The organism is Clostridium sp., assembly GCF_017888565.1.
Classification (GTDB): domain Bacteria; phylum Bacillota; class Clostridia; order Clostridiales; family Clostridiaceae; genus Clostridium.
Map to the genome: position 1 here is coordinate 20,287 of NZ_JAGHFX010000010.1, position 20,878 is coordinate 41,164.

Consider the following 20,878-nt stretch of genomic DNA (forward strand, 5'->3'; position numbering starts at 1 on the left):
TTGCAAAATCACTTACATAACGGAGGTAGACTATGAAATATTTAAAACTATTCCTAAAAGAAAGAAAAGGCAAAGTAGGAATAACATTAATTATGCTTTTAGGACAAGTAGTAGGAACATTATTAATCCCATTTTTGATAGCAGGGATTGTAGATAATGGAATTTTGAAAGGTGATATGAATGAAATTCTTCATATAGGTATACAAATGCTATTAGTCCTTTTAATAACAACTGTAGCAGCAGTACTTGGAAGTTATTATTCAGCAGACCTTGCTGCAGTTTTTGGATATTACATGAGGGATAAGATTTTTCGTAAGAGTCAGGATTTATCTATTCATGAATTTGACAATATTGGGGTTTCGTCTATGATTACACGTACAACTTCAGATATTTCTAATATGCAACAGACTTTTGGATTGGTCTTGCAGCTTATAGTTCCAGCTCCACTTATTATTGGTACGTCTATTGTAATGACAGCATACACTAGCTTTACTTTAGCCTTAATACTTATTTTATCTGTGATAATATTTATGGCTTTTGCTGTGTTAGTACTTAAGAAATCAATATTTATTTCTAAAAGGATTCAGTCTAAATTAGATTATATAAATCAAGTCATAAGGGAATCTATTACGGGAATTCGTGTTATTCGTGCCTTTGGAAATGAAAAATACGAGGAAGGTAGAGCAGGTAAAGCTTTCAAAAGTTATGCTACAGATATGATAAAGCTAAATAAGTTATTTGCTGTATTAAATCCTACAATATGGCTTATAATTGGCTTTTCTATGGCTCTTATAGTTTGGATAGGTGGAGTTCTATCTATGAAGGGGACAATGGAAATTGGGCAAATAACTGCTGTAACTGAGTACTCTATTATTACATTAAGCTATTTAATAATGGCTACAACAACAAGTGTTACTCTTCCTAAAATGAAATCATGTCTTGATCGTATAGAGGAAGTCTTAGAAATTAATCCAGAGATTCAGGATTTGAATATAGAAAAGGCTTGTACAAAGGATACTAATTCAGTAGTTGAATTTGAAAATGTATCTTTCTTTTATCCTGGAGCAGAAGAGCCAGTTATAAGAAATTTATCATTTTCATGTAATAAAGGTGAGACGACAGCCATTATTGGAAGTACAGGCTCTGGTAAGAGTACTATTGCTAATCTTATTTTAAGATTACATGACATAGACAAAGGAGAAATTCGTATAAATGGTGTTGATATAAGAGGCCTTTCACAAAATGAATTAAGAGATACAATTGGTTATATTCCTCAAAAAGCATTTTTATTTAGTGGAACAATTGAAGATAACCTAAAAATGGGCTATAAAGAAGCGACTAAAGAGGATATGAAGAGAGCATTAAGTATTTCACAGTCAGATTCTTTTGTAAATACATTACCTAAAGGGTTACAATCTGAAGTTTCTCAAGGTGGTTCAAATTTCTCAGGCGGGCAAAAACAACGTTTATCTATTGCAAGAGCTCTTATAAGAAAAGTGCCAATTTATATTTTCGATGATAGTTTTTCTGCTTTGGATTTAAAAACAGATGCAGCACTTCGTAAATCACTTAAAGAAAATATGACAGATGCAGCTAAGATAATAATTGCTCAAAGGGTGAGTACAATTATGGATGCAGATCAAATACTTGTATTAGACGAAGGAAATCTAGTAGGTATTGGAAAACATGTTGAGCTAATGAAGAATTGTTCTGTATATCAAGCAATTGCTAAAAGTCAGATGAATATAAAGGAGGCTTGATTTTATGAAGAAGGATAAAAATAGAGAAAAAGATACAATGATATTTAGTGAGGATATTCCTCAAAATACAAAAAAGACTATTAGAAGGTTAATGGGACAATTAAAAACACAAAATAAAAAACTAATAATTGTAGGTATATCAGCATTACTTAGCAGTGCATCATATGCAATTATGCCACTTATAGTTGGATTAGCTATTAATAATCTAGTAAGTGCAATTCGTATTTTTGATGGATCTACAAGTATTCTATCAATGATAACACAGGCGCTAACTATACCAGTTTTGATACTAGTACTAACTTCTATTGTTAGCAGTTTTCTTTCTTATGCTCAGCAATATATAATATCAAGTATTGGCGAAAACTTAACTTTATCACTACGTAAAGAAATTAGTGAAAAAATAAATAGACTTCCATTAAAATACTTTGATTCACATAAAACAGGAGATGTAATGAGTAGGGTAACAACTGACCTTGAAAAAGTATCTCAAGTAATGCAGGTTGGATTTATGCAGTTTATTTCTTCTTGTTTTACAATTGTACTTACAATTATTTCAATGCTTATATTAAATCCAAGGTTGTCGTTATTGATTTTTATATTCCTTGGAATTAGTACCATTGCAACTAATTATGTATCAAGTTTAAGTCAACGTTATTATGCAGAGAACTATGTTGCAATGGGTGACTTAAGTGGAAAAGTTGAGGAAGTATATTCTGGTAATCGTATTATAAAAGTATTTAATAAGCAAGAAGATATAATTGAAGAAGTTACTGAGCTTAATAAAAAGCAGTTTGTGGCAAATAGAAAGGCACAGTTTGTTGATTTTGCTATATATCCAGCTGTTAGATTTTTAAATCAATTAGGCTTTGTAGTAACAGCTATTGTAGGTGGAATAATGACACTTAATGGACAAATTTCCTTAGGTGGAATACAGGCATTTTTACAATATGTAAATCAAGTTTCTGAGCCTGTTACCCAAGCTTCTTATGTTATTATGTCCTTACAGTCAGCTATTGCTGGAGCTGAGAGAGTTTTTGAATTATTAGATGAAGAAGAAGAAATCGCAGATAAATTCAACGAATTTTCATTTAATGAATATCCTATATCTCATGGAAAAGTTGATTTTAAAAATGTAAAGTTTGGATATACAGATGAAAAAACTTTAATAAATGATTTAAATCTTGAGGTAAAACCAAATGAAATGGTAGCTATTGTTGGTCCAACAGGTGGAGGAAAAACTACATTAATTAACTTAATTATGCGTTTTTATGAATTGAATGGAGGAGCTATATCAATTGACGGGGTTAATATTAATGAGATTCCTAGAAATATATTGCGAAGACAAATTGGCATGGTACTTCAAGATACATGGCTGTTTGAAGGTACAATAGCAGAAAATATTGCTTATGGTAATATGGATGCTACACGTGAAGAAATAATAACTGCTGCAAAAGCTGCTAGCTGTGACCATTTTATTCGTACACTAGAGCATGGATATGATACTGTAATTTCTAGTGAGACAGCAAATGTTTCTCAAGGACAAATGCAGCTTTTAACTATTGCTCGTGCTATGCTGACAAATCCTACTATTATGATATTAGATGAAGCTACTTCAAGTGTAGATACAAGAACAGAAGTAGAAATCCAAAAAGCTTTATCAAGACTTATGAAGGATAAAACAAGCTTTGTAATAGCTCATAGATTATCGACTATCCAAAATGCTGATATGATTTTAGTTGTTAAAGATGGAGATATTGTAGAAAGAGGAAATCATGAAAGCCTTCTAGAGCAAAATGGGTTTTATGCTTCTCTTTATTACAGCCAGTTTGAAGTTGCAAATTAGCTAGTATTTTTCTAATTATTTTAGTTTTTATATAAAGGTATATAGCTATAAAAAAGTAAGTATTAAATATAAAAAAGTAATTTTAATAAGAAATTTGTGTTTTTATGACAAGTATTCTGTAACGAATAAACGATAATTCTCATAGGTTATAAGATATAGTAATTAATAGAGTGGAGAAGTACATGATAAACGTAGCGCTAACACCACTACATTATATTTATCTTATTTTCATTATAATTATCATAGTGGCTATGGTAAAGAAAAGAGATATATCTTTAATTTGTATACTTGGGATATTTATATTAGGCCTTATGGGAACTGAATCACTTTCTAAGGCAACTATGGGTATTTTTGATAGTTTTGTCTATGCTACAAGGGAACTCATGCCGACAATATTTATTATTTCTGTGGTAACAGCTATGAGTAGAACTTTAATTGATTCTGGTATAAACGATGAGATGGTTTCACCCTTTAAGGGAGTCATTAAAAATTACTGGATTGCCTACTGGGTCATAGGAATAGTTATGATGACTTTATCCTGGTTCTTTTGGCCATCACCAGCAGTAGCACTTATAGGTGCTTTGTTTTTACCTCTAGCTAAGAAAGCAGGGCTTCCGGCTATGGGAGTAGCCATAGCTATTAATTTATTTGGACATGGAATTGCATTATCAAGTGATTATATTATTCAAGCTGCACCAAAGCTTACTGCCGATGCAGCTGGAATACCTATAGGAGATGTTATTTCGGCTAGTGTTCCCCTTGCTATAACAATGGGGGTTGTAACTACTATTGCTGCATTTTACTATCTTAGAAAAGATATTAAATCAGGAGCATTGACTACTGAAGATGATATCGATTATGAAGATAGTAATGATAAAAGCAAAATGGCTATATCATCAAAAAAAGTAAGAAAAGCTTTAGCATTTTTAATTTTAGTATTATTTGCTTTAGATTTATTTATAATGTTTAAGACGAATCTTCAAGGAGATGAAGCAACAGCCCTTATTGGTGGTACAGCAGTATTTATAATGAGTTTAGTTTCTATAATATCATATAAAAAAGAGGCTCTTGAAAAAGTAACAGAGGATCTTGTAAAGGGATTGCGATTTGGTTTTAAAATATTTGGTGTTGTTATACCAGTTGCTGCCTTTTTCTATTTAGGTGACTCAGCCTTTAATGAGATTTTTGGCAAGATACTTCCGGAAGCTTCTCAAGGAATAGTAAATGATTTAGGGCTTGCCCTTGCAAATATAGTACCTATAAATTCAGTTGTTTCAGCAAGTACACTTTCAGTGGTAGGTGCAATAACTGGATTAGATGGTTCGGGTTTTTCAGGAATATCACTAGTTGGATCTGTTTCACAAATATTCTCAACTGCCTTAGGTGGAGGAATAGAAACCCTTACAGCTTTAGGCCAATTAATAGGAATATGGGTTGGTGGAGGAACTATAGTTCCTTGGGCCGTAATACCAGTAGCAGCAATATGCGGTATAGATCCATTTGAGCTTACTAAGAAAAATTTCAAACCTGTTGTAATTGGAATAGTTGTAACTACTCTGGTAGCAATATTTATAATTTAAATGAGAAAAAACATGATATTGTAATTAAATGAATTACAGCATCATGTTTTTTCTTTTTAGAATTAAAATCTAAAGGTAGTTTAATTTATATTTTAACTATTTACTTTTCTATATTCAGAAGGGGATCACCCTTTAAGCTTTCTAAAATTCGCAGAGCATGAGTCAAGTGATTTAGTAAATTGGAAAAGATAAGGTGTTGCAATAACACCAACAGAAGTTTATGAATCTCATGGGTCATATTCAGGAGGGGCAATAGAACTAAATGATAAGTTATATCTTTATTATACTGGTAATGTAAAATATGATAGTGGAGATAGAAGTGCAAATCAATGTTTAGCCATTATGGATGAAAAGGGAAATAATGCTAGTAAATTTGGTATAAATATTGTATCATCAAAAAGAGAAAACTTAAATTTAACTTTTGATAGAGAAAGTGGTTTTATTTGCCTTAATAGAAAAGAACTAATAAATAGCTTTGCTGAAGAATAAAGAAAAAGTATATACTAGGAGTATTTAGCTTTGAAAAAAGTATTATGTATTGGTGAACTATTAATAGATTTAGTTCCAACAGAATTTCAGAATGATAATAATAGAAAATATTAAAATATATTTATTAATTTATTAAAGAAATATATTCTTAGAAAGGGTGAACTTAATGAGTGTTTAGACTCTTGCTTTTAAAATTTATATAAATTGAGGAGAAAGAGTATGATAAAAGATTTAAATTTAAATATAAATAAGTTAGAAGAAGTAATGAAAATCTGGCTTGAAACAAATATAGATGCCCATGATTTTGTAGCTAAGGAATATTGGATTAAAAATTATAATTTAGTTAAGGATTTACTTAAAGAAGCTGATGTTTATATATTTGAAGAAGATAATATTGTTAAAGGCTTTGTAGGTATAGTTGAGAATAATTATATAGGAGGAATTTTTGTAAGTAAAGATTATCAAAGAGAGGGTGTAGGACAAAAATTAATAGATTTTTGTAAATCTAAATATCCCTATTTAACATTAAATGTTTTTACAAAAAATAAAAAAGCACTAAACTTCTACAATAAAAATGGTTTTGTAGTTTTAGAAGAACTTATTAATGAAGATACAAAAGAAAGGGAATATCTTATGTCTTTTGGACAAAAGTAATCTAAAATCTAATATATAAATTTATAATATCATAGTTTCATTATACCACAGTTTCATTTTTGAAATTGTGGTATTTATAAATATATATAAAAATACAAATATATAGTATCTTTATTTGGAGGGGTTAAGTTGAAATATACAAAAAGCATTCCATTTACCGATGAATTAGTATGTGAAAATTTATTGTTAGATGGTTGGAAAAAACTAAAAGAGCCTAAAAATGTTAAAACCGCTATTTTTTATTCTTTGCCAATTATGATTGTTTCTTTTTTTATCGAGTTAACACTTATATATTTTTTATATGAACCTTTTAGAGAACTTATTAATGGAAGTAGAGATTTAAAATTACAGTTAACTTTAAATTTGAATATATTTATATATTTAATTGCTATTATTATTTTCTTAATTATACATGAATCACTTCATGCTTTATTTGTTCCAAATATCTTAAAGTCAAATAGGACATATTGGGGATTTAGTGGAATGTTTGCTTTTGTTTATACTGAAGAAAAGATGAAAAAGAGTAGATTTATAATTATTTCTGTGATGCCTTATTTAATATTATCTTTTATTTTTCCAATAATTTTGAGTATGTTTGGAGTATTAAATGGATTTTTTTCTTTCTTATGTTTATTAAATTCTGGTGGATCCTGTGTTGATTTATTAAACGTTATTTTAATTAGTGTACAGACACCAAATAATTCTTATATACTTAGCAATGGTCATAATACATTTTATAAATAACTTTATAGCTTTAATAACCCAGAAATTCAACTTCTAAATTGAATTTCTGGGTTATTTTTAATATGCTATAAATTTGTAAATATAATTGTTTTCAACTCATAATTATATGAAAAACTTTAATCAAGTATAAAAAAATTAAAAATAATGAGAATTGATAAATTTTATACTAAAACAAGGTTTTGATTATCAAATTGATTAAAAAATCTTCTTTGAATTTAAAAATTTTATATAAAATATTTAATTTTTTAATATTTATATATTGACATTTTATGTATTAAAGTGTATTATTTGTTTAAATCAGAAGAATAAATACACATTTATAAAATGTATATGAAATTATTTCGGGTTATAAAAAGACATCATTGGGGTTTAATTTTATTATTAAATAAAAAATAAATATTAAGGGGGAATTAATTTTATGAAGAGCAAAAAAATAAGAAGAATTTGTGCAGTAGCACTAACACTTGCTCTTGGAATGTCTGTTTTTGCAGGATGCCAAAGTAAACAGGAGGAAGCAAGAAAGTTAATTTATAATTTAGGAGAGGAGCCTGAAACAATCGATCCTACTTTAAACACTTCATCAGGATCAGGCTCAGTAATAGATAATGCTTTTGAAGGCTTAATGAGACTTGATGAAAATGAAAAAGCAATTCCTGGAGTTGCTGAAAGTTATGAAGTTTCAGATGATAATTTAGTTTATACTTTTAAATTAAGAAAAGACGCTAAATGGTCAGATGGGGAAGCCGTAACAGCAAAGGATTTTGAATATTCTTGGATAAGAGCTATATCCAAAGAAACAGCAGCAGAATATAATTATCAATTATTTTATATAAAAAATGCGCAAAAATTTAACGAAGGTACAGCAACTAGAGAAGATGTTGGAATTGAAGTTGTAGACGATCATACTTTAAAAGTAACTTTAGAAGCACCAACAGCTTACTTCCTAGAACTTACTACTTTTACAACTTATATGCCATTAAGAGAAGATATAGTTAGTAGTGATCCAGAAGGATGGGCACTAGATCCAAAAACTTATGTTTCAAATGGACCTTTCAAATTGACTCAATGGGATTTAAAAGATCAATTAGTATTTGAAAAGAATGAAAATTACTGGAACAAAGATGATATAAAGCTTCCAGGCGTAGTTTATAAATTAGTTACTGATCAAAATACTGCTTATGCTTCATTAAAATCTGGTGAATTTGACATGGTTGATACAGTTCCACCATCAGAAATTGAAAGTGGTCAAGCTGAAGGATTAGTTACAATCCATCCAAATCTTGGTACCTACATGGTAGTATTTAATGTTGGTAAACAATCAACTTTATCTGAAGATGCAAAAAAGGTTTTAAGTAATGCAAAAGTAAGAAAAGCTTTATCTATTGCAATTGATAGAGAAGGTATAGTTAATGAAGTTACAAAAGCAAAACAAACTCCAGCATATGCTTTTGTTCCAGAAGGAATTTTAAACGCTGAAGGAGAAGATTTTGCTGATAGAAAATACTATGATGCAACAACTCCTAATATAGAAGAAGCTAAGAAGTTATTAGCTGAAGCTGGTTATCCAAATGGAGAAGGAATTCCAACTTTAGAGTTTATGTATAATACAGAAGGCTCTCATAATTTAGTAGCACAAGTAATTCAACAAGACTGGGCTAAGATTGGAGTTAATGTAGAGCTTACTAACCAAGAATGGAAAGTATTCTTAAATACTAGACAACAAGGTGGATATCAAATTGCAAGACATGGCTGGCTTGGAGATTATGTTGATCCAATGACATTCTTAGATTTATGGGTAACAGGTGGAGGAAATAACGATGCTGGTTATTCAAATCCTAAGTATGACGAATTAGTTAATGGTGCTAAGGTTGAAGCTGATGTAAATAAGAGATGGGATATGATGAAGCAAGCAGAAGATATCTTAATGGAAGATATGCCAATAATCCCGCTTTATTTCTACAATAAAACAACTGGGGCTAAACCAGAAGTTAAGGGAGTTAGAGTTTCAATGCTTGGACATGTTTACTTTGATAAAGCATATATAGAGGAATCAAAGTAAGATAATAATTAAAATCATCTATTATTAAACTCAATGATAAGAAATTAAGAAGTTGTATAAGATTAAGTATTAGCATTTAATCTTATACAACTTTTATTTTATTATTTGGTATTTCAATATAACTTAAAAACTTATAAATCTTATTTATTTCTATATAATATATAGTACTTAAAGAAGAAATAATATGATATCTGATATAACCTGATTTCCTAAATATTTTTTCCGAAATTATAACCACACTTCCACGTAAAAATTATTGATATTATAAATATATTACTCAAAGCATATCCAAAAAGTAATCCTGTTAAAACTCTTTTTAAATTATTACTTTCATAATCAGTTAATAGTTGAGTAAAGCCATCTAAAAGCATTGGAATTATTAAAATTAAATTTAATAGTATATTTGGATGATATAGAGAAAATAGAAATGGCGAACAAACCATTCCGATTAGCTCGCCAGTACATCTAGCACATATAGGAAATTTTTTATCTTTAAAATAAAAAGATCTATCTGATCTACAATGGCATCCAAAAATAATTGGCAACCATTTAAAAATAAAGGTTTTAATCATTTATTAATAACCATATGAAGCTCCAGCAGCGCCTATAATAAATATAAATAAGTATAATAATATATAAATACCAACTGAAACTAAAGCTCCAATTCCAGCAGCCTTAGATGTTTTAGGTTTAGTGTCTTTCCAAACTAAAAATAAAATTAACCCTACAACTGGAATACAGCATCCTAATAATCCCCATCCAAATCCACCATTATCTACAACATCAGGTGTAGCATTTGTTGCTACTCCACAATGTATACATACTGCTGCCTTATCATCTATTTCTTTCCCACAATTTTTACAAAACATTTATCTTCCCCCTTTTTATAATTTTATGTAGTTAAGACATTTGATTGAATTCAAAACAATAATATTTTAAAATTATAACCTGTTTTATAAAGATACTTATATTTAACAATACATTCTATGATTTAAACTAAAATAATATTCACTATTAAATATTTATTCAATATTTATTTTTGATATTTACTTAGAGTTAATTTTAAAATGTATAATAAAAAAGGCACTCGATGGAGTGCCTTTTTTGATGGAAGAATAGATGCAGTGAGTTAGTATTGCCAATGATATAGTATAATAAAATAAATTTTTAATTTTATGTTTAAATAGATTTATGATAAAGCTATAGAACCATCACCAACAACTATTAATTTATAGCTAGAATCTAATTTAGGATATAATTGAACCTTCGGAGAGTTAGGCATTAGTTTTATTGATTGAACTATAGTATTGCCTTCATCATAAATAATGAAATAAGTAATACCTTTGTCTGAAATATTTTGAGCATAATTTATGTCATTTAGTGGAATATCAAGATCATTTGCATTGTAAACACCTTCTGTAAGTGTTTTTGAAGGCACTTGAAACCCAATTGCAGAAGCGTTGAAAGATAAAGATAAAGATAAAGAAATTAATAGCGCAAAAATAAATTTTTTCATAAGTTAAACCGCCTTTCAATTAATTTTTATTATTTAAAGTTCGAATGTTTTAAGATAAAAATGCTGATCCATCACCAATTAAAATTATTTTAAAGTTTGGATTTAGTTTATGTAAGTCATACTTAGGAGAGTTAGGTTCTATTTTAAGTGCTTGTATTACTGATTGATTTTCATCTACTAACAGAAAATAAATACTTTTATCGCTAGATATGTTTTGTATAGATGATAAATCTCTCCCTAAGACTTGAATAATTGTATCTACTCTATAAACACCTTGATTGAAAATATTAGTATATATAGAAGGCTGAGCTTTAGCAATATTAAAGTTCAAGCATAAAAAAATTAAAAGAGTATAAATAAATTTTTTCATAATAATAACCACCTTTCATGATTAGTTTGTCTATAGAACAATTTAAATATACAAACTAGCTTAGAGATGATGTAATTAGCTAAAGTATATAAAAATAAATCTAGTATTTATAAGAACTTATTCAGAAATTGAAGGCGATAAAATAAAAGTTAAGGAAGTATTATCTATAATATTCTCAGAAATAATCTTTAAGTTTGCATCAGCTAATATTTAATGAATCTATTGAAAATTATCCTCAATAACATTAAAATTATATTAAGTTTAATTTAAATAGTTTTAAGGAGGGTGCTTTGGATAGAAAGTTAATCGAAAAAATAATAGGCAAGAAGAATTATGTCGATTTAAATGATGTAATATATATGTTAAGAGATCTTACAAGTATTATGAGACAAAATATACAAAACAACTTATCTTTTACAGATGAATTTATTACTGAAATATATATTAAAGCTTCAAAATCTAAAGTAAAAGTAGATGAAATAATTAAAGGTTTAGAAGATGATTCATTTATCCTAGGATATACTAATAGTAAAAATTATTTATTAAAATATTTAAAGGATTTTAATAATAACCTAGAAGGAATTATAAACTCTACTAAGCTTTTCAATTATGATGAGTTGATTAAATATACAAATAGTATTATAGATCTTATTTTGCTTTTCTAAAAGTATTGAAAAGCTAAAGGGTTATGTCTGCAATACTTTATAAGATAAAATATTAGAAATTAAATATTAATAAAGGGATGTAGTTAATTATCTACATCCCTTTATTAATATAGCAAATAGAACTACTTTTTAGGTATTAAATATTTGGTTTATGTAATTATAGTTAACCTTTTAAATAGAACTTAATTTCATTTATAAGAATATAATCAACCTATATATTAGTTTGATTATATTGTATTTAACAGTAATTATACTAATGAAATAAACTTAACAATCAAGAAAAGTATAACATTTAATGATATCGTGTACATTTACAAAAAAATACATAAATCCAATTATAAATATAATTAAATAGGGTTTAAACTAAAAAATATCAATATAATGCCCCAAAAAAGTATAAAGAAAGTATAAAAAGAGTTAAAAATATAACTTTTATTGTAAAGTATTAAGTAGTTGGTATAATAGTATTTGCGCAAAATAATATATTTTTTGGAAATATATTATTTAGTATTTTTCCAAAAGATATAATTATTTAATAATAAGTAAATTAGAGTAAATGGAAGACTTGACAGATGGAGGAACTAAATGGATTATACACATGAAAAAAGAAATTATTTAAGTAAGTTGAAAATACTTTCAGAATGGGAGGCTTTACCTGGATTATTACTATTAATTGCAACTATTTTTGCATTAATTATTGCAAATAGCCCATTAAAAGAAATATATAATAATATATTTCATCATATAGAAATATTTCCTAATTTTAATTTGCACAAGTTTATAAATGACTTTTTAATGGCAATTTTCTTTTTGGTTGTAGGATGTGAAATTAAAATGGAAGTTATAAGAGGGCATTTATCAGATGTAAAAAGAGCATCTTTCCCAATTATAGCAGCTATTGGAGGAGTAACTATTCCTGCTATTATATTTTTTATTTTTAATAGAAGTACCCCTTATATTAGTGGAGTAGGGGTTCCAATATCAACTGATATAGCATTTGCTGTTGGAGCATTTATGATATTTAAGGATAAACTTAGTAATTCACTTAAAATATTTTTATTAACTTTAGCAGTGGTTGATGATTTAATTTCTATTGCGGTTATAGGAATATTTTATTCATCAGGAATAAAGCTAATACCGTTAGCTTTAGGAGCATTAACATTTATCATGTTATTATCACTTAGAAAAATTGATAAAAAAGAAAGGCTTACCCCTTACTTTATACTAGGATTTATTTTATGGCTTTGTATATTTTCAAGTGGAATACACGCAACTATAAGTGGTGTTTTATTAGCCATTACATTACCTATTAGCAAGTGTAATAAAGATACACTTGAGTGTACATTAATAAGAATTGAACATGTATTAGCACCATATGCTAATTTAATTATACTTCCGTTATTTGCATTTTCTAATACTGCAATAAATATGAATATTTCATCAATACCAGAAGGTTCTATAAAGGTAGCTTTAGGTATAATTGTTGGATTAGTTATAGGAAAGCCTTTAGGTATAATGTTATTTACATCTGTTTTATCTAAATTTAAAGTTATAGAAAAGCCTAAAGATGTAAAATGGTATGATATAATGTGTGTTGGAATGCTTGCAGGAATTGGTTTCACTATGTCTATATTTGTAGCTGAAATAGCATTTACAGGTAATGAAAATGTATTGAATATAGTAAAAATCTCTATATTATTGGCTGCAATTATCACATGTTTAGTAGCATCTATTGCAATTAATTTAGGTAAAAGAAAAAATAATAGATCAAATGTAAAAGAAGTTAATGCTTAGTAACAAGTTCTAAGTACTATAAAACCTTAAGCAATACAGAAATGTAGCGCTTAAGGTTTTATTTTTATTTAAAGTAAGATTAAACTTTTTTTAACCTTCCTCGTCAACTCCCTTTAAATAATGTCTTCAAATTTTATAGTTTCTTGTTTGCCAGTAATCATATTTTTAATATTTATAGACTTATTTTCCTCTTCTTCCTCACCTAGAAGTATAACGTATGGTATTTCTAACTTATTAGCATAATTAAGCTTTTTCTTTAATTTATCATCTTCAAAATATATTTCTACAGCTTTTCCAGACTCAGTTAATTTCTTATATACTTCACCACAATATTTTAAAGTTTCACCAATTGGAATAATTAAATATTCAACTTTAGATGGAAGTTTATAATTTTCAACAAATCCTATTTCTTTTAAGAGAAAGAATAATCTAGTTAATCCAATAGAAATTCCAACTCCAGGTAAGATATTATTAGTGTAATTTTCTGCTAAGTTATCGTATCTACCCCCAGAGCAAATTGAGCCATATTCTTCATTGTTAATTAATAAAGTTTCAAATACTGTTCCTGTATAGTAATCTAATCCTCTTATTATTTTTAAATTTATTATATATTCGCTATCATCAACCCCAAGTACTTCTAGAGTAGTAGTAACTTCTTTAAGCTCATTTAATCCTAAGGTGAATTTTTCATCTTGTATATTTAATAATTCTAATTCTTCCAGTACTTTATCTTTAGATCCATTTATATTTATAAAGTTATTTATTATTTCTGCACTTTCTTTATTAATTAACTTATCTAGTTCTTCTTTAAATGCTTTTTCACCAATCTTATCATATTTATCGATTAATATCATAACAGCCATAGAATTTTCTATATTTAGAGAATTTAATAAAGCAGAGAGTAGTTTTCTATTGCTTATTTGAAACTTATAATCTTTTAATCCTATTGATTTAAAAGCCTTTGAAGCTAGACTTATAACTAAAGCATCATTTTTAATACTTAGCTTATCTTTTCCTATAATATCAACATCACATTGATAAAACTCTCTATATCTTCCTCTTTGATTTCTTTCTCCTCTATATACTTTGCCTATTTGATATCTTTTAAATGGGAAAGTTAAATTATTGAAGTATTGAGAAGTATATCTAGCAAAAGGAACTGTTAAATCAAATCTTAATGCTAAATTATTAGATCCTTTTTGAAATGCATAAACTTGCTTTTCTGTTTCTCCAGCACTTTTAGCAAGTAAAACTTCAGCTTTTTCTATAATTGGAGTATCTATTGGAAGGCACCCATTTTCTTCATATACCTTTGTAATTTTTTCTACCATATCATTAAATTTTCTTTGTTCTATAGGTACTAACTCCATAAATCCTGGTAAAATACTTGGTTTAATTTTATAGTTACTCATTTTCATTTCTCCTTTATATTAATATTTTTGTGTAGTTCTTTTAGCATTTAATACTAATTGTTAGAAATATAAGTATTATTAGCATTTATATTTAATTCTAAATCAAAAAGCCATGTAGGCTAATATCCCACATGGCTTACAAAAATATGATTGCACTTACATATCATAGCCTAGAGATACAAGCCCACTTAAAATAGACTTGCACTCTTTTTATAAGAACAAGTCTCTCTAGCAATGATGATGTATAAATTTATACAAGTTATTTAGTGCTTTCATAATTATTCCTCCAAAAGTTATTAAATTAATTATAAAACAATTAATTTCTTTCTTCAATAAAATTTGAAAGTTTACAAGTTTAAAAATAATGGAATATTTACGTAATTTATATGCGCTTTTAAATTATATAATCATCTTTCATGATAATATAATGTTTTATATTCTTTTGGGGTTATTCCAACAAATTTTTTAAAAGTCTTTGAAAAATGGCTTTGATCAATAAAACCTAAAGGTACATAAATATCTACAACAGATTTTTTGCCAGATACAATTAATTTTTTGCATACTTCAATTCTTTCTTTTTGTATATAATCGCTAATAGATATTCCAACTTCTTTCTTAAATAAATGTGAGAGATAGCAAGGATTCATAGATGAGTACTCTGCAAGCTTTGAAAGGGATATTTTCTCATATAAATGTTCAAATATGTATTTTTGACATTTAAGAATAGCAGAAGAGTAGTTATACATTTTAACTTTCTTTACATGCTCTGTATAATCTAAAATCATTTTTAAAAATAATTCATTTATATCTTTTATAGTATTAAGATCTTCAACTGCTTCAAAATAAAAATCAGTAAGTGTTAGGGATACTTCCCAAGCAAGTCCCTTTTCTATAGCTGCACGGGACACTATTGATGTATAGCTAATAAAAATATTCTTTAGATTTCTTAAAGGATTTTTGGAGTTAACTCCTAATTCACCATCAAAAGTAGTATATTTAAAAAACTCCATTACCTCTTCTAAATTCCCTTCTGTTATATGTTTCAATAATTTTCTTTCAAACTCTTGAGAATGATGCAATCTACCATTTCGTCTTTTCTTTAAATTTGAAATATAAAAGGCTTTACTATCTTTAAGTTCAACATCAATAAGAATTTCATCAATATTTACTACATTAGTTAAATCTAATTTATCATTATAAATGGAATGATAAAGAAGTAGCCCTGCATCTATAAAACTATTAAAATCCATTATAACGATATTATTATAATAATTAATTAAGCTTTCTCTGTATTTTACAAAAATATCAAACTTTTTAATAATTGAATTAATAGACTTCTCATCAATTTCAGAAGAAATAGTGGGTCCTACTAAAAGAGTTCCGCTAATATTGTCATTAGTAATTACTTTAATAATAAAATAATTTTCATGATACATTGTTGATTTAATATTTATAGGAATATTTTCATCATTAATAGATAGAAAGTCATTTAAAAGTTGTTCAGTATTATTATATAAGGGGTTAGTACTATGTTTATAAGAAAACTTAAAGAGAATTATACCACTAGAGTTAAAAAAGAATATTGGTATTTTTAACATTCCAAAGGTTTTATTACAAATATATTCTATATCATCTAAAGACAAAATACTATTTTTAATAGGAAACATTTACATCACTCCTAGAAGAACTATTCCTAATATTTAACAATATAGATATTATAACATACATAACAATAATAAAGTAAAATAATTCCCTATAATATGTAAAGTAAATACAAAATTCTAATAATAATACAATAATAAATTTATAAAAATATTTAATATAAAGGTATGACTAAATGAAAGGAATGATTAATTTATGGGGAAAAAAGTTGCTCTTATAACAGGCTCATCAAGAGGAATAGGTGCAGCATGTGCTACAGAATTTGCTGAAGCAGGATATAATGTTATTATTCACTGTAATAGTAATGTAGAACGTGCTAAAGATGTAGCTAATGCTTGTATTTCACTTGGAGCTGAAGTTCTAATATGTCAAGCAGATGTTTCAAAATATGATGAATGCAAAAAAATGGTACAAGAATCAATAAACAAGTTTGGTTTTATTGATGTACTTGTTAACAATGCAGGTATTGAATTTAATGGTTCAATAATGGATACTGAAATAGAAAAATTTGATCAGGTTATGAAAACAAATGCATATGGACCTTTTTATATGTCAAAACTAATAGTTCCATATATGATGCAAGAAAAAACAGGTAGCCTTATTTTTATATCTTCTACAAGTGCTTCAACAGGTGCATTGGGAAGCTCTGCATATGCTTCTTCAAAGTCAGCACTTCTTGGATTGACAAAGACGCTTGCTAGAGACTTAGCGCCAATAGGTATTAATGTAAATGCTATTTCTCCTGGAGCCATAGAAACAGATATGGTATCAGTTCTTCCGGAAGAATTAAAAACTTGGATAAAGGGTAGTGTATATGCAGCAAGACTTGGAAAGCCAGAAGAAATTGGTGCAACAGCCGTATTCCTAGCATCAGATAAAGCCAAGTATTTAACCGGACAAAATATAACAGTTGATGGTATTTTTCGCACATAATTGTATTTTATTTAACAAACTATAACTAATTTAATAGTAGAAATAATTTTATAAATTTAAAATATACTATTTAATTTCACTTTTACAGAAAATAGCCTTTAATATCTTCGAAAAAGATTATATTAAAGGCTATTTTTATATAGTTAAATTTATTTAATTTTTAATATATTAAAAATTAAATAAATAGACGTTAAGTATCAACAAATAATAAATTATAAAATCCTTATGGTATAACTATATAAATACTTCAAGTAAAATTACGCTTCCTCTATTTTCCTTTTTATGTTATAGTGTATATACACTAGTAAATATTTTAGGGGGTTGTGTAAACTTGAATTTAAAAAATGAAATAATTAAATTAAAAAATAAAAAAAATGCTCTTATATTAGCTCATTTATATCAAAATGATGAAATTCAAGAAGTATCTGATATTGTTGGAGATTCTTATTTTTTAAGTAAGAAAGCAATGGAAAGTGATAAAAGCTTAATAATCTTTTGTGGAGTAAAATTTATGGCAGAAAGTGCAAAAATTTTATCGCCTAACAAGAGAATTTTAATACCTTCAAATAAAACAACCTGTCCAATGGCTGATATGGCAGTAGAATATAAATTAAATCATTTGATAGAAAAACACTCAAAAGCTAAAATAGTTACTTATATTAATTCTAATATTGATATAAAAGCTATTTCAGATGTATGTGTAACCTCATCTTCAGCAGTAAAAATCATAAATAATATTGATAGTAATGAAATTTTATTTTTGCCAGATAGAAATCTTGGTAGCTATTTACAAGAACAAATTCCTAATAAGAAATTTATCTTATACGATGGATTTTGTCCAACTCATGAAAGAATTGAAGTAAACGAAATTAAAGCAATTAAGGATAAATATAATGAATTTAAAGTACTTGTTCACCCAGAATGTAATAAGGAAGTAAGAGATATTGCAGATTATATTGGTAGTACATCAGAACTTATAACTTATAGTGAAAAATCTAATGCTAAAGGCTTTATCGTAGTAACTGAAGAAGGCGTTCTTTATCAAATGAAATTAAAAAGTCCAAATAAAACCTTTATAAAAACTAATACAGGTATGATTTGTCCTAACATGAAAATGATAACTTTAGAAAATTTATATAATTGTTTATTAAATGAGGAATATGAAGTGCACTTAGACGAGGATTTAAGAAATAAGGCATATAAATCTTTAGAAAATATGCACTTATTATCTAGGTAGATTATGATATATGATGTTTTAATTGTTGGGACAGGTGTAGCTGGGCTTTATACAGCTTTAAATATCCGTGATGATTTAAGTGTTTTAGTTATAACAAAAGGAAAAAGAACTGATTGCAATAGTTATTTGGCTCAAGGAGGTATATCTACAGCGTTAAATACTGAAGACATAAGTATTTTTATAAATGATACTCTAAAAGCTGGAAATTATAAAAATAATATTGATTCTGTTAAGGAAATTGCAGAAAAATCAATGGATATAACTTTAGATTTAATAAACTTAGGAGTACCCTTTGATAAAAATTACAATACTTTAAATTATACTAGAGAAGGGGGTCATAGTGTAAATAGAATCCTTCATGTTAAAGATCAAACTGGAAAAGCAATAGTAGATTCCTTACTAGATAAAGTATCATTAAAGAAAAATATAAAGATTTTAGAAAATACTACTTTAGAAAATTTAATAATTTTTAATAATGTTTGTATAGGTGGATTAGTAAGTAATGAAGAAAATGAATATAAGATATTTTCAAAAATAACTGTATTAGCTACAGGTGGTATTGGTGGTATATTTAACTCAACTACAAATGTTGAATCATTAACAGGGGATGGAATAAAAGTAGCTCTACATAATAAAATAAATGTTGTAGATATGGAATATCAACAGCTTCATCCTACAGTATTATATAAAAAAGAAACTAATAGTAGACGATTATTGCTTACAGAATCTCTAAGAGGTGAAGGAGCTATAATTATAAATCAAAAAGGTGATAAATTCATAGATCCATTATTGCCGAGAGACATTGTATCAGCTAGTATATTAAATGAAATTTCAAAAAACTATGTAACCCCTTATGTATATCTAGATGTGAGAAGTCTTGGAAAAGAATATTTAAAGAAGAGGTTTCCTTATATCTATAATGAATGTTTAAAAATTGGCTTAGAAATTCATAAGGATTTAATACCAATATCACCAGCTCATCATTTTTCAATGGGCGGTATTAAAGTGAATTTAAATGGACAAACATCCTTAAATAATCTTTATGCTGTTGGTGAAGTAAGTTGTACAGGAGTTCATGGTTCTAATAGATTAGCTAGTAATTCATTACTAGAAGCAATTGTATTTGCTAAAAATGCAGCTGAAGATATAAATATTAAGGCACCTGAGTTATGTATAAGTACAAACTTTCAAAATAATGTTAAGAGAATAAATGAAAAGATATTAATAGAATATTTAAAGAAAAGAGTTGATTATAAATATGCTAAACTTTTTAATAGTTGATAAATTAATAAAAGAAGCTTTACTAGAAGATTCTCCTTATGGAGATGTAACCACATCTTCTATTGTAAGAGATGAAAAAAAAGCTAGTTCTGATTTAATAGTTAAAGAAAATGGAGTAATTTGTGGTTTGCCTATATTTATTAGAGTCTTTGAAATATTAGGTGAAGTTGAATTTAAATCCTATGTAAAAGAAGGCGATTTTATAAGTAAAGGAGTTATAATAGGAAAATTATATGGAAATGCTTCTAATATTTTAATTGGAGAACGCATTGCATTAAATATTTTACAAAGATTAAGTGGAATTGCTACTGAAACAAATAAATATGTATCAAAGCTAAAGGGACTTAGCACGAAGGTTTTAGATACTAGAAAAACAACACCTACTCTTAGGCATATAGAAAAATATGCTGTTTCCATAGGTGGAGGAATGAATCATAGGTTTTCATTATCAGATGGAATTTTAATTAAAGATAACCATATTGGATATGCTGGAGGCATTAAAGAAGCTATTAATCTCGTAAGAGAAAGTAGCTTATTTATTAGAAAAATAGAGGTAGAAGCTGAAAATGAAGCTGATGTTTTAGAAGCATTAGAAGCTAAAGCAGATATTATAATGCTTGATAATATGTCTGTAGAAGACACTAAAAAAATGGTTAAAATAATTAGAGATAGGGCTTTAATAGAAAGCTCTGGGAATATTACATTAGATAATATAAGAGATTATGCAGAAACTGGTGTACATTTTATTTCTTCTGGTTCTTTAACTAATAATATTAAGTGTTTAGATATTTCTTTGAAAAATTTAAAAGTAATTTAGATAAAAAATTATCCTTATCGAATTATTAATACTTGAAGTGATCTGTAATGAGTATTAAAATT

At 27.2% G+C, this 20,878-nt stretch carries 19 protein-coding genes; 13 read left to right on the plus strand and 6 right to left on the minus strand.

Translation table 11 applies throughout. The features are described from left to right. Positions 1-32 precede the first annotated feature (32 nt). The 7 genes from J7M87_RS01660 to J7M87_RS01690 all read left to right on the plus strand — a co-directional run bounded on the left by J7M87_RS01660 (position 33) and on the right by J7M87_RS01690 (position 9,129). A complete protein-coding gene (locus J7M87_RS01660; protein ID WP_291648040.1) occupies positions 33-1,760 on the plus strand; it encodes an ABC transporter ATP-binding protein in 1,728 nt (575 codons plus the stop codon). Positions 1,761-1,764: 4 nt separating this feature from the next. After that, on the plus strand, positions 1,765-3,603 hold the full coding sequence (locus tag J7M87_RS01665) for an ABC transporter ATP-binding protein (protein WP_291648041.1): 1,839 nt from the start codon (positions 1,765-1,767) through the stop codon (positions 3,601-3,603). A 182-nt stretch (positions 3,604-3,785) separates the two neighbouring features. Next, positions 3,786-5,183 (plus strand): hypothetical protein, encoded by a 1,398-nt coding sequence (locus J7M87_RS01670; protein WP_291648043.1) that lies wholly within the window; start codon positions 3,786-3,788, stop codon positions 5,181-5,183. Between the two features lie 201 nt (positions 5,184-5,384). Next, complete coding sequence (locus tag J7M87_RS01675) at positions 5,385-5,672, plus strand: hypothetical protein (RefSeq protein ID WP_291648128.1); 288 nt, start codon at positions 5,385-5,387, stop codon at positions 5,670-5,672. A 219-nt stretch (positions 5,673-5,891) separates the two neighbouring features. Further along, entirely contained in the window at positions 5,892-6,326 is a 435-nt protein-coding gene (locus J7M87_RS01680) for an N-acetyltransferase (protein ID WP_291648045.1), read from the plus strand. 129 nt (positions 6,327-6,455) lie between these two features. Next, the gene (locus J7M87_RS01685) at positions 6,456-7,070 is read left to right on the plus strand and encodes a DUF3267 domain-containing protein (protein ID WP_291648047.1); all 615 of its coding nucleotides are present in this window, start codon (positions 6,456-6,458) and stop codon (positions 7,068-7,070) included. A 418-nt stretch (positions 7,071-7,488) separates the two neighbouring features. Beyond that, complete coding sequence (locus J7M87_RS01690) at positions 7,489-9,129, plus strand: peptide ABC transporter substrate-binding protein (RefSeq protein WP_291648049.1); 1,641 nt, start codon at positions 7,489-7,491, stop codon at positions 9,127-9,129. A 209-nt stretch (positions 9,130-9,338) separates the two neighbouring features. On the opposite strand, the gene J7M87_RS01695 is transcribed toward J7M87_RS01690, so the two are convergent. The 4 genes from J7M87_RS01695 to J7M87_RS01710 form a co-directional block, all read right to left on the minus strand. After that, positions 9,339-9,701 carry a DUF2085 domain-containing protein gene (locus J7M87_RS01695; RefSeq protein WP_291648051.1) on the minus strand — a complete coding sequence of 121 codons (363 nt, stop codon included), beginning with the start codon at positions 9,699-9,701 and terminating at the stop codon, positions 9,339-9,341. Between the two features lie 3 nt (positions 9,702-9,704). Beyond that, entirely contained in the window at positions 9,705-9,998 is a 294-nt protein-coding gene (locus J7M87_RS01700; protein ID WP_291648053.1) for a zinc ribbon domain-containing protein, read from the minus strand. 320 nt (positions 9,999-10,318) lie between these two features. Continuing rightward, a complete protein-coding gene (locus tag J7M87_RS01705) occupies positions 10,319-10,645 on the minus strand; it encodes a hypothetical protein (RefSeq protein WP_291648055.1) in 327 nt (108 codons plus the stop codon). Between the two features lie 49 nt (positions 10,646-10,694). Beyond that, positions 10,695-11,015 carry a hypothetical protein gene (locus J7M87_RS01710; protein ID WP_291648057.1) on the minus strand — a complete coding sequence of 107 codons (321 nt, stop codon included), beginning with the start codon at positions 11,013-11,015 and terminating at the stop codon, positions 10,695-10,697. Between the two features lie 290 nt (positions 11,016-11,305). Between J7M87_RS01710 and J7M87_RS01715 the strand changes: the two genes are divergently transcribed. Together J7M87_RS01715 and nhaA are read left to right on the plus strand one after the other, a co-directional pair. Continuing rightward, positions 11,306-11,680 (plus strand): hypothetical protein, encoded by a 375-nt coding sequence (locus tag J7M87_RS01715; protein ID WP_291648059.1) that lies wholly within the window; start codon positions 11,306-11,308, stop codon positions 11,678-11,680. Between the two features lie 585 nt (positions 11,681-12,265). Beyond that, the gene (nhaA, locus tag J7M87_RS01720) at positions 12,266-13,474 is read left to right on the plus strand and encodes a Na+/H+ antiporter NhaA (RefSeq protein ID WP_291648061.1); all 1,209 of its coding nucleotides are present in this window, start codon (positions 12,266-12,268) and stop codon (positions 13,472-13,474) included. A 113-nt stretch (positions 13,475-13,587) separates the two neighbouring features. Here nhaA and hisS read toward each other — a convergent pair whose 3' ends face one another. Beyond that, the gene (hisS, locus tag J7M87_RS01725; RefSeq protein WP_291648063.1) at positions 13,588-14,886 is read right to left on the minus strand and encodes a histidine--tRNA ligase; all 1,299 of its coding nucleotides are present in this window, start codon (positions 14,884-14,886) and stop codon (positions 13,588-13,590) included. Between the two features lie 407 nt (positions 14,887-15,293). Next, positions 15,294-16,553: a helix-turn-helix domain-containing protein gene (locus J7M87_RS01730; protein ID WP_291648065.1), complete on the minus strand. Its 1,260-nt coding sequence runs from the start codon at positions 16,551-16,553 to the stop codon at positions 15,294-15,296. A 190-nt stretch (positions 16,554-16,743) separates the two neighbouring features. On the opposite strand from J7M87_RS01730, the gene J7M87_RS01735 reads away from it, so the two are divergent. The 4 genes from J7M87_RS01735 to nadC all read left to right on the plus strand — a co-directional run bounded on the left by J7M87_RS01735 (position 16,744) and on the right by nadC (position 20,816). Further along, complete coding sequence (locus J7M87_RS01735) at positions 16,744-17,481, plus strand: 3-oxoacyl-ACP reductase family protein (RefSeq protein WP_291648066.1); 738 nt, start codon at positions 16,744-16,746, stop codon at positions 17,479-17,481. 331 nt (positions 17,482-17,812) lie between these two features. Continuing rightward, positions 17,813-18,718, plus strand: a complete 906-nt coding sequence (gene nadA, locus J7M87_RS01740; RefSeq protein ID WP_291648068.1) for a quinolinate synthase NadA — start codon at positions 17,813-17,815, stop codon at positions 18,716-18,718. 3 nt (positions 18,719-18,721) lie between these two features. Then, on the plus strand, positions 18,722-19,999 hold the full coding sequence (locus J7M87_RS01745) for an L-aspartate oxidase (protein ID WP_365844165.1): 1,278 nt from the start codon (positions 18,722-18,724) through the stop codon (positions 19,997-19,999). After that, positions 19,977-20,816, plus strand: coding sequence for a carboxylating nicotinate-nucleotide diphosphorylase (gene nadC, locus J7M87_RS01750; protein ID WP_291648070.1), 840 nt, complete (start codon positions 19,977-19,979; stop codon positions 20,814-20,816). Before J7M87_RS01745 ends, nadC begins: the two co-directional genes overlap by 23 nt. The last annotated feature ends 62 nt before the right edge of the window (positions 20,817-20,878 follow it).